Consider the following 9480-nt stretch of genomic DNA (forward strand, 5'->3'; position numbering starts at 1 on the left):
CTGGTGCTCCCGAAGGCGGAAACCGCGCGCAGTCAAGGACCTCCTCGAGGGGTCACCCTGCAATTCACCGCTCCCTGACCAGGGGCAACTCAACTGCTCCGCAGGTGCCCATCCCTGCTACTGCGCGGCTACTGGGTCAAGGCGGCCGGTTGCTCCGTGTGCCGCTCGATTATCGGGTTCAGCCTGACCTGCAGGGTCAGGAGTGGACCTGAACCCTTCATAGGCATCCGATCGGCACACCCCTGCCGACCATTAGCTGACCTCCATCGAATGCACTGGCCGTGCCCGTTCTCATCTGTCCGGCCTCCACCCAGGACGCGAACCTGCGCAGCATCACAGCGAACGTAGACGACGTAGCGCCGGTGCCGGCTGACGCCCGTGGTTGCTCGGTGGTTGCTCGTATGTCACGGAACGGTCCAGCACGACGCGACACGACCCGGCATCGGAAACGGTGGAGTCGCGTACGAACCGGCATAGACCGACAGTGGGAGTTGACAGAAGTACCGATCCGATACGTGAGCATCGGACTTCTAATCCGACGGTCGGGGGTTCGAATCCCTCCGGGCGCGCACCCTCTGACCTGGGCTTTCTCGAAGATCACGAGGAGCCCCGGTCGGCGTTTTGGGGTGGTTCGTGACCCGTGTTTGCTCGATGTTAGCTCGCGTGTCGCGATCTTGTCGCCGCCCGTGATCGTATTCGGGTCGATGCAGCAGCCAGGTCGAACAGGACAGATGACCCAGGGATCCGGATCACTGTATGGAACCCGCCGACGGCGGACCCGATGAACAAGGTGAACATCTGACAGGACTTCGGTCGTGATGGGCTGAGAGTCTCAGAGCTGGAGCTCGCTCCGCCCGGACCACCGTGGCTGGCCGGCGGGTCAGCTTGACCGTAGAAATCGAGTCAAGCGTTCATAACTTGCGCCCTGGGCGGCAGGCCGCCGGGTCCGGCATGCGGTTACCCCCAACCGCATGCGGAGGGGGAGGCGGATCTCGGCCGAGGCCACCGCCCAGGGCGCCCCAAGCGAGGTCTTCACCCTCCAGAATCACGCGCTCCCCAAGACTCGTTGGTATGACCAGCATCAACCAGTCTCTTCCTGTTCAGACCGCTCGGACTTCGGCGAGCCGCTTGACTGCGTACTCGTCGTCCCAGCAGACGGCGGCTTCCCACGCGGCCGACGCTTGCGCGGCGATGTCGTGCGCGCCGTCGTCGAGGCCGGCGGCGTTGTCGGGCAGCACCAGGTCGAGGTCGGGGACGTCGACATGCGCCTCATCCCAATCGATCAGCGCGACCCGATCCGCAGTCATACGGACGTTGCCAAGGTTGTTGGAGTCGCCATGGACAACGCATGTCCGACGTCCGGCGAGCCGCGCCCACGCTGCTCGGCATCGAGCAACACTTTCCGGGGGCATCGCGCCGAGGTCGATCTTCGTCCCGGTCTCGGCGTGTAGGAGATCGGTCGACGATCGCCAGCCCGGGCGCTGCGGCCAGCCCTGCGTCAACTGATGCAGCTGGCGGAGCGTGTCGGCCACACGACGCCAGTCGGCCTCCGTTTCGGGCGCCCCGCCCTCCACGTAGGTCATCACCACCAGACCGTCGGCGAACAGCCGGCCAGCCGTCGTCGGGATCGGCACCGGCACGGCCAGGCCTTCACGGTCGAGGTATTGGAGGAGCTCAGTCTCCCACGCGAGATCAGCGTCGCTCCTGGCACCGAGACGACCGACCGCGAGGCGCCCATTGACGCGCACACTCCACACATCGTTGGCGACTCCGCCGGCGAGCGGTTCGATGCGAGCGACGTCCTCACCCCACCGCCCGAGTGCCTCCCATCCCACTGGCCACATCTTACCGGGACCCCGAACATCGCTGCGGGCATGGCGCGCTGTACGCGGCGCTGGCCCGCGGCCGACCAGCCACCCGCCAACCACGCTGGCGCTGGACCGGCGGCCCGATCTGCGGCCCTTGTGGTGGACGACGGCGAAACCCGGAAGACGGCCCGCGAATGGCCCGGTCACGCGGTTGGTGGCGATCCGATTGAAGCGTGCGACGACATCTAAAATCGGCATTGTGTGGTCCCTTCAGACCTGGCCGGGTCGACGAAAACGTCCCAGCGCGTGCCGCTCGGCTTCGATCGGGCCGTCAGATCAGTTTGTTCTTTTCAACCTTGGTCAGTCCCGCCACGACCAGCTCGTAGGAGTGATCGATCTGCTCCAGCAGTTCCTCGTCGGGCACCGACCCGTCGAGCGTCACGCTGTTCCAGTGCCGCTTGTTGAGGTGATAGCCCGGTGCGATCGCGGAATAGCGGGCACGCAGCTCGTCCGCGAGGTCGGGATCGCACTTTAGGCTGACGACTCCCGGCGCCGGGCCCGCTGCATGCCGCTATCGCCTCGTCACGCCTTGAGCCGCCCACCATCACACGCCCCCTGCCTAGCTCCGTCGGCCGGCAACGGTAAGCCTGTCTCACGAGCAATCATCACCCCCATGGCGCATCCGGGCGGGTCGCGTCCAGCGGGCGGAGTACGGCGGCCGCCAAGCAGTGATCGGTCGGTCGGCGATGGGCCGGTCGGCGTGCCGGTGCGGGCTGGGCTGCGCGCTGAACGATTTCCGCGCCGCGCTGCTCGCCCGTCGCATTGCCTTCTAGCTGCGGGGATTCGCCGAGACCCGCTCCGGCCTGAGCAGCACCGCGGTGCGGCGCTCCTTGGCCATCACCTGGTCGTAGGTCGGCCAGTCGTCGTGAGTGCCGCCGGCGGCGGTGAAGATCTCGCGCAGGAGCAGCCGGAGCCGCTCGCCGTCCACGCCGGGCAGCGGATCATCAGGCCCGGCGAGATCGACCGGGCCTTCGGCCGCGGCCCACTCCCAGCCTGCCCGGACCAGCACATTCGCGCGCGGCCGTGCCCGCAGATTAGCCAACTTGCGGGTGCCGCCCGCGGCGACCAGCCCGACCACCTGCACGCCGGTGACCGGGTGCACCAGGGCCCCCGCGTTCACCACCGACGACTGGATCGTCCCGTCCGACCGCAGGGTCGACACCACACACAAGCCATGATCGCCCGGGACGAGCCGGGCGAAATCCTCAAGTGTGCTCACCGCGGCACGCTCCCCGGACGGCGCCACCAGGCGACCTTCGATCGGCCGATGGCCGATCCGCGCGGATGAAGCCCGCAAGGTTCTGCCATGATCACCCTCATTTCTTTCTCGAGGATCAAGAAATAGTTCCATGCGCATATATGCAGGTCAGGAACCGCCCAGGCGGGCGCTGAGCGAGCATCCGACCGCGCGCGGCGATGGTGGCCATGCTGCGCGCCACCACCAATGAAACACCCGCCCGGACGCACCACACGGCTGCATGCTGATCCTTGCCACACCCACCGGCGCCGTCCAGAACAGCCGGGTACGGGACTTCCTAGACCACCTACGGCGCGACATGTTCCACACGATCAGGGACCGGCTCGTCCGCGGCATCGCCGACGGCGACTTCACCACGTCACCTGCCGGACTTGACGGTATCGCCCGCCACTACAGCACCGATCGTTCAGAATCTGTCCGAACCCCGGCCGTCCGTCCGAATGCTCGTGTAGTGAGCGCAGAAGCACTTCGCCATTTGCGGGAAACGCCCTCTCATGGCACCCCTTTATGTCAAGGCACCGCTGGAACCAGGGGTCTAGGCTGGGCTGTGGTGGGTCCGGGAAGTGGCTTGTCCGAAGAGCCGATGTCCGGGGTCTGGCCGGACACCGATCCTGCAGGAAGTCTCTAAGTAGCCGCTCTGAGGGCGACTGCGATCGCCCGACCATGCCGCAGACAGCGCCAGCTTGCGGCAGGCCAACGGGCAGGACGGCCATCATCATCAGCACGGTGGCCGCGAAGAAGACGATTTTCCTGTCGTGGTTGCCCATGCTGATTTCCTCGCGATCCGGAGGACCATCGTGGCGTGTCGCTCATGGAGGCGGCCACGTTCAGGCCTCAACCGGGCACGTTGCGTCTCCTGCGGAGCGGGGATCGGCGGGAAACCTTGTGGCCTTTGTTAGCTACTTAAGAAGATTGCAGAGGGACAGGCGTATCACTCGGGAGGGAACGATGCTGTTCAGGCGGGAGGTCCTTGAGGGGATCGCGGGCGGGCGGATCGATCGGGTGTTCCGGGTGTGGGCCGAGCCCCGGGTCCGTGCGGGGAGCACCCAGCGCACCTGGGCGGGGATCATCGTCATCGACTCGGTCACGGCCGTCACCCCCGAGGAGATCACCGAGGAGGACGCCCTGCGTTCGGGCTTCGAAGGCCGCGCGGCTCTGCTCACCGCCCTGTTCAAGAGCACCAAGGAGGGCGGCTACCACCGCGTCATGCTCCATCTGGGCGGCCCCGACCCTCGATCGGAGCTGGCCGGGAACGCAAACCTGACCGACCGGGAATTGGCCGACCTCAAAGCCGCCCTGGACACCATCGACACCCGCAGCCGCCGCGCCCCCTGGACCCGCGAGGTCCTCCGCCTCATCGAGGAACACCCCGGCCTGCGCGCCCTGGACCTGGCCGAACACCTGGACCGCGACAAGCTCCCTTTCAAGGCAGACGTCCGCCGTCTCAAAGCCCTCGGCCTCACCGAAAGCCTGGAGACCGGTTACCGCCTCTCCCCGCGCGGCAAGGCCCTCATGGCCTACCTACGGTCTTTGACCGAATGACCTATCCCGGGTGCTGGCCACAAGGTGCTGCGTTGTCTTGCTGCGGCGTTCGAGGAGGATGACGCCGTGCCAGCCTCCGTGGTGTCGGCCGATGCGTACGCGGACGCCGATGGTGCGGAATCCGGCGCGGTGGTGGAGGGCGAGGCGGGCGGTGTTCTCGGGGAAGATCCCGGATCGGATGGTCCAGATCCCGGTGGCTTCGGCGGAGATGATGAGCGCGTTCAGGAAAGCGGCATCACCTTGGCCTTGGGCGTCAGGGTGGACGTAGACGGAGTGCTCGACCGCTCCGAGGCACACGGGCCGGGTGGCGGTGGGGCTGACCGCGTTCCAGCCCAGAAGCGTGCTCCCTGTCCCGGCAGCGGACATCCTCTTCTGCCGCAGGTGGCAGGCAGTTGCCGATGACGTGACGAACACGGATTTGTTAGCGCATTGCCAGTTCGACCGGCGCCTACGCACGGTCGCGAGTCTCGTTGCGGATGATGCTTGCCGGGGAGAACGGATAGGTAGGTTCTGGATATGGAGATCATCAATCTGGGTAAGGCGGATGGGCTGCCGCCGGTGGAATGGGCGGCCGTTGTCTGGCCCGCCCGGGATTCGGACGGCCCACCGGCGGCGCAGCAGATCACGATGCCATCGCAGCACCGTGTCCGGGGTCACCGGCAGCCGCAATCCAGCCCGTCGTGCCTTGGGGATCACACCGGCCAGCACAGCGATGAGCGCCCGATCGGCCCATGTGAGTCTCGGCCTGCGAACCTGCTGCCGCTGCAGTACGCAGAGTTGGTGACGCAACAGCAGGACCTCCGCTTCCCTCCACGCACCCGGCCGACAGGCCAACCGCATCCACGAGAGCACGCTGACGATAGGAGACAGACGAACCGCAGACACATGACCGTCCATCATGCAGCACCACCCGCAACCACCCACCGTCAACGAACAGATCCCCACCACTGCAGGTCACACGAGGTGGATGAGGTATTCGGCACCCACAGGAATACGCGGCGGTTCAGCGTGTGCTGCAACTCGCGTGGTCAATGGCGTGGAGATGACACGACTCGGGACGGATATATCCGCCATATCGGCACTGTCATGGGAGATGTCGAGCATGCACCGTGTCCGGCTGCCGGCCGGCGCGACGCTCACCGAGTTGCCGGGCCCGCGGTGGGCGCTGGTTCTGGCGGGTGAGCTCACGCTTGAGGCGGCATCCGAGTCCCACCTTCTCTCTGAGGGCGATGCGGTCCTCGTCGATGCCCGCACCGCCCACCGGCTCAGCGCGTCCGGGCACTTCGAGCAGTCCGCCCTGGTCGTCGGGGACCTTCGTCTGGCCGTCCCGACCCATCGGTTGCCGAGCCCGCTGATCGTCGGCGGCTTCGGCACCCGGCACGACGGCGTTGCGGCGCTCGTCGGGAAGTGCCCGCTCGAGCGCGTATGCAAGCCGTCCCTCTTCGCCGCAAGCTACGGCAACCTGATCGGCGCGGCAATGACCGCGGCCTGGCTCGAAGACCAGGGCCTGGACACCGCAGCCCCCCGGCCGGACGAGGCTGTCGCCGCTGTGGTGGCCGCGGTGACCACCCGGCCGGGCGAGCCGTGGACCGTCGAACGGATGGCGCGCCTGGTGCATCTGTCGCGTTCCGCCCTTGGCGAGCGATTCCGCCGTGCGCTCGGTCGCGGCCCCGCGGAGGTTCTCCGGGAGGCCCGGATGCGGGAAGCGCGCCGACTGCTCGACGACCTCTCGCGTCCGGTGGAGTACGTCGCGTTCGCCGTCGGGTACGGATCCACCGCCGCCTTCAGCCGGGCCTTCTCGTCCCACCACGGCATCGGGCCGCAGGCCTGGCGCGACGCCTCACCCGCGCGGGACGCGCAGCGCGGCGAAGACCACTCCGGCCGCCACGGCGAACCCCGCCCCGAACAGGAACGAGACCGTCACGCCGTGGCCGTCCAGGAGCGCGCCTCCTGACGCGGACCCGAGCGTGATCGCCACCTGGAACGCGGTCACCTGCAAGGACAGGGCCGACTCGGCGCGCTCCGGCTCGACCCGGGTCACCCACAGCTGGGTGGCGACCGGGACCATGTTGAAGGCCAGACCCCACACCATGACACCTGCCGCCAGCACCGGCAGCGACGGTGCGGTCGAAGTGATCAGGAGGCTGCCGCCCAGCAGCAATGGTGCTGCGGCGACCACCACCCGCAACCGGCCCGCGAACCGTCCGGCCGCGAGATTGCCGACCATGCCGCCCACGCCCCAGGCCAGCAGCAGCCACGCCGTGCTCCCGGCGTCGATCTCCTCGATCGCGACCCTGATGAAGGGGTAGGCGGCGAAGTTGCCGAATGCTACGAGCACCACGCCCAGCACCCCGGCCATCAGCCACCGATTGGCGATCGCCCCCCGTAGCATGGTGAATCCGGCGGACGGGTGTGGAGGCACCGGCGGCAACGTCGCGACCAAGGCCAGCGCCGCGGTGGCGCTGAGGGCGGCCGCGATGCCGAACACGGTGCGCCAGCCGACCGCGTCGCCGATCAGTGACGCCAGCGGGACGCCCGCGATGGTCGCGATGGTGACACCGAAGGCGATGGATGTGGAGATCACGTTGTCCCGTCCTGGCACGGCACGGGTGCCCGCGCCGAACGCGAACGACCAGTACCCCGCGATGGCTATGCCGAGTATGAGCCGGCCGATGAGAAGGACGGCGAAGCCTGGGGCGACCGCCACGGCCAGGTTCGCGACCATCGCGGCGACCAGCAGCCCGACGAGCACCGTGCGCCGGTCGCTGCGTGGCAACAGCATCGCGATGCTGGGGGCGGTGACCGCGCCTGCGATCGCGGTCACCGCGACCGCCAGTCCCGCGGTGCCCTCGCTGATCCCGAGGTCGGCCGCCATCGTGGGCAGCACGCTCGCGGGCAGGAACTCGCCGGCCACGAGCACCGCGATCCCGGCCGCGAGCGCGACGATCGGCGACCAATTCCTACGATCCCCGGACGACGCCGAAACCTTGAGCAGCGGAGAGCCAGGAGACGACGGTGCTGACTGCGTAGTTGACATGAGCTCAGCGTCGTCGCGTCCGCGTCGTTGTGGTTGATCGTGTGAAGCGTACGGTTGATCGCCCGACCGGCATGACAAGGTCGCCGATCTGTCGGCGCTTTGAGTGTTCCTATGCCAGCCGCGTGTACGGCGTCACCAGCCGATGCTCGCGTAGCCGGGACGGAAGCCGGCGCGCAGCGCGGCGATCACCGCGGTCGGCCCAGTCCAGCGGCCCACATCGTTACTGGAGCAGCCTTTAGCAGGACGGGACTCCGCGAATGGAATACTGCTGACTGTACGGCAACCATACTGTGGCGGATCGCTTCATAAAAGAATAAGTAATAGGTTCCATCGAGCTTGTCTCCCACACATGTGAGGAGCCGCTGACAACGCAGTCTTTAACCATAACCTGCGCCTCTCTGCTCCTGACACCGAAGACTTAAGGCCCGTTCTGAGCACGTTCGGATAGGTAGCCTCGACGCTCGAACGCGTTCATTTTGACCTTTAGAACCGACCAAGGTCCGGGGCGACTGCCCAGGTCACAAGGCGCGGATGAATTTTCGGCCCCCACAGCGATCCGCGGGCATGGCGGACTGCCCGCTCGGTTGATCAGCGGATCGGGTTGTTCGGGCGTGGATCGGGGTCCGCTGGTCGGCGTACAGGCTGTTTCGCGCGGGCAGGGTTTCAGCTGGGGGGGACGGTCATGCGGCGCAGGAACGCGATGCCGTCGGCGGCGATCGCGTCCTGGCTGCGGGCCAGTGGGCGCCAGATGGAGGCGGCCACGGCGATCGTGGCGTTGTGCGCGGTGAAGGACTCTATGCAGAGCGGGCCGGTGTAGTTCGCGTCGCGCAGGGCGGTCAGGAAGCCGGGCCAGTCGAGGTGGTCGGCACCGGGCGCGCCGCGGTCGTTGGCGCAGACCTGGACGTGCGCTATCCGAGACCCGGCGGCGCCGACGGGCCCGATGAGATCGTGCTCCTCGATGTTCATGTGGTAGACGTCGAGCGCCAGGCCGACCGACTCGGCGGGCAGCCCGTCGAGCGCCTCCATCGCCTGCGCGACCGTGTTGAGCAGGCTGGTTTCATACCGGTTGAGCGGCTCGACGGCGAGCCGCACTCCGGCTGCGCGGGCGTGCTCGGCGACCGGCGCCAGGCCGGCCCGCAGCTCGGCGTAGTGCCGGGCCCGTTCGCCGGGGTCCATCCGCCAGGTCCGGCCGACCCCGGCGTACATCGGTCCCGCCACCACCGGCGCCCCGACCTGCGCCGCAACATCGACGCAATGGCGCAGGTAGTCCTGGGCGCGGGTCACCGTGGGCAGGTCGGCGGCGACCAGGTCCCGGCCCGGCGGGATGACGGCGATCACCGCCGCAGGGGCGAGCCCGTGGTCGTCCAGGACCTTGCGTGCGGCCGCCGGGTCCCAGTCGCCGGGCTCCTCCACCGGCAACTCGATGGCGTCGGCACCGAAACCGCGGATCCTGGGCGCGAGCGCGGCGAGGGTGTCGTCGGTGAGGGGGGACTCCCAGATCCAGGTGTTGACGCCGATCGGGAACACCTCAAACCGCTCCTTTCTACTTCTTGGCGCCCCAAGCCTGCGGGAAGCCGGGTAGGTTCTCGCAGCCGCACATCGCATAGTGCAGCGGTGGCAAGGTGGGCTTGTAGTATTGGTCGAGGTTCTGCTCGGTGACGGTCGGCTGCGGCAGCTTCCACTCCTTGGGCACCGGCTGCCCGTCCAGGATCCGCAGCGCCGCAATGATCGGCGTCCGCCACTGGAACGTCGGGTAGGTGGGGGCGATCGCGGTG

General features: G+C 67.8%; 7 protein-coding genes and 2 pseudogenes. 2 read left to right on the plus strand and 7 right to left on the minus strand.

Features of this window, described 5'->3' with window-relative positions; genetic code table 11:
- Positions 1-1100: 1100 nt before the first annotated feature.
- The 3 genes and pseudogenes from HKK72_RS31085 to HKK72_RS31095 form a co-directional block, all read right to left on the minus strand.
- On the minus strand, positions 1101-1835 hold the full coding sequence (locus HKK72_RS31085) for a phosphotransferase enzyme family protein (protein ID WP_187238003.1): 735 nt from the start codon (positions 1833-1835) through the stop codon (positions 1101-1103).
- Between the two features lie 304 nt (positions 1836-2139).
- Positions 2140-2343, minus strand: a pseudogene (locus HKK72_RS31090) (MmcQ/YjbR family DNA-binding protein); the annotation flags it as partial.
- Positions 2344-2637: 294 nt separating this feature from the next.
- Positions 2638-3087, minus strand: coding sequence for a pyridoxamine 5'-phosphate oxidase family protein (locus tag HKK72_RS31095; protein WP_187238004.1), 450 nt, complete (start codon positions 3085-3087; stop codon positions 2638-2640).
- A 987-nt stretch (positions 3088-4074) separates the two neighbouring features.
- Between HKK72_RS31095 and HKK72_RS31100 the strand changes: the two genes are divergently transcribed.
- Complete coding sequence (locus HKK72_RS31100) at positions 4075-4668, plus strand: hypothetical protein (RefSeq protein ID WP_187238005.1); 594 nt, start codon at positions 4075-4077, stop codon at positions 4666-4668.
- Here the strand turns inward: HKK72_RS31100 and HKK72_RS31105 are convergent.
- Entirely contained in the window at positions 4648-5034 is a 387-nt protein-coding gene (locus HKK72_RS31105) for a GNAT family N-acetyltransferase (RefSeq protein WP_222721364.1), read from the minus strand. The genes HKK72_RS31100 and HKK72_RS31105 overlap by 21 nt on opposite strands.
- A 727-nt stretch (positions 5035-5761) precedes the next feature.
- Between HKK72_RS31105 and HKK72_RS31110 the strand changes: the two genes are divergently transcribed.
- Positions 5762-6622: an AraC family transcriptional regulator gene (locus HKK72_RS31110; protein ID WP_187238006.1), complete on the plus strand. Its 861-nt coding sequence runs from the start codon at positions 5762-5764 to the stop codon at positions 6620-6622.
- Here HKK72_RS31110 and HKK72_RS31115 read toward each other — a convergent pair.
- The 3 genes and pseudogenes from HKK72_RS31115 to HKK72_RS31125 form a co-directional block, all read right to left on the minus strand.
- The gene (locus HKK72_RS31115; protein WP_187238007.1) at positions 6509-7705 is read right to left on the minus strand and encodes an MFS transporter; all 1197 of its coding nucleotides are present in this window, start codon (positions 7703-7705) and stop codon (positions 6509-6511) included. The two genes, HKK72_RS31110 and HKK72_RS31115, sit on opposite strands and share 114 nt — an antisense overlap.
- A gap of 663 nt (positions 7706-8368) precedes the next feature.
- On the minus strand, positions 8369-9232 hold the full coding sequence (locus tag HKK72_RS31120; protein WP_315987542.1) for a sugar phosphate isomerase/epimerase family protein: 864 nt from the start codon (positions 9230-9232) through the stop codon (positions 8369-8371).
- A gap of 16 nt (positions 9233-9248) precedes the next feature.
- A pseudogene (locus HKK72_RS31125) lies at positions 9249-9480 on the minus strand (ABC transporter substrate-binding protein); the annotation flags it as partial.

Source organism: Actinomadura sp. HBU206391, assembly GCF_014323665.1.
Classification (GTDB): Bacteria; Actinomycetota; Actinomycetes; order Streptosporangiales; family Streptosporangiaceae; genus Actinomadura_C.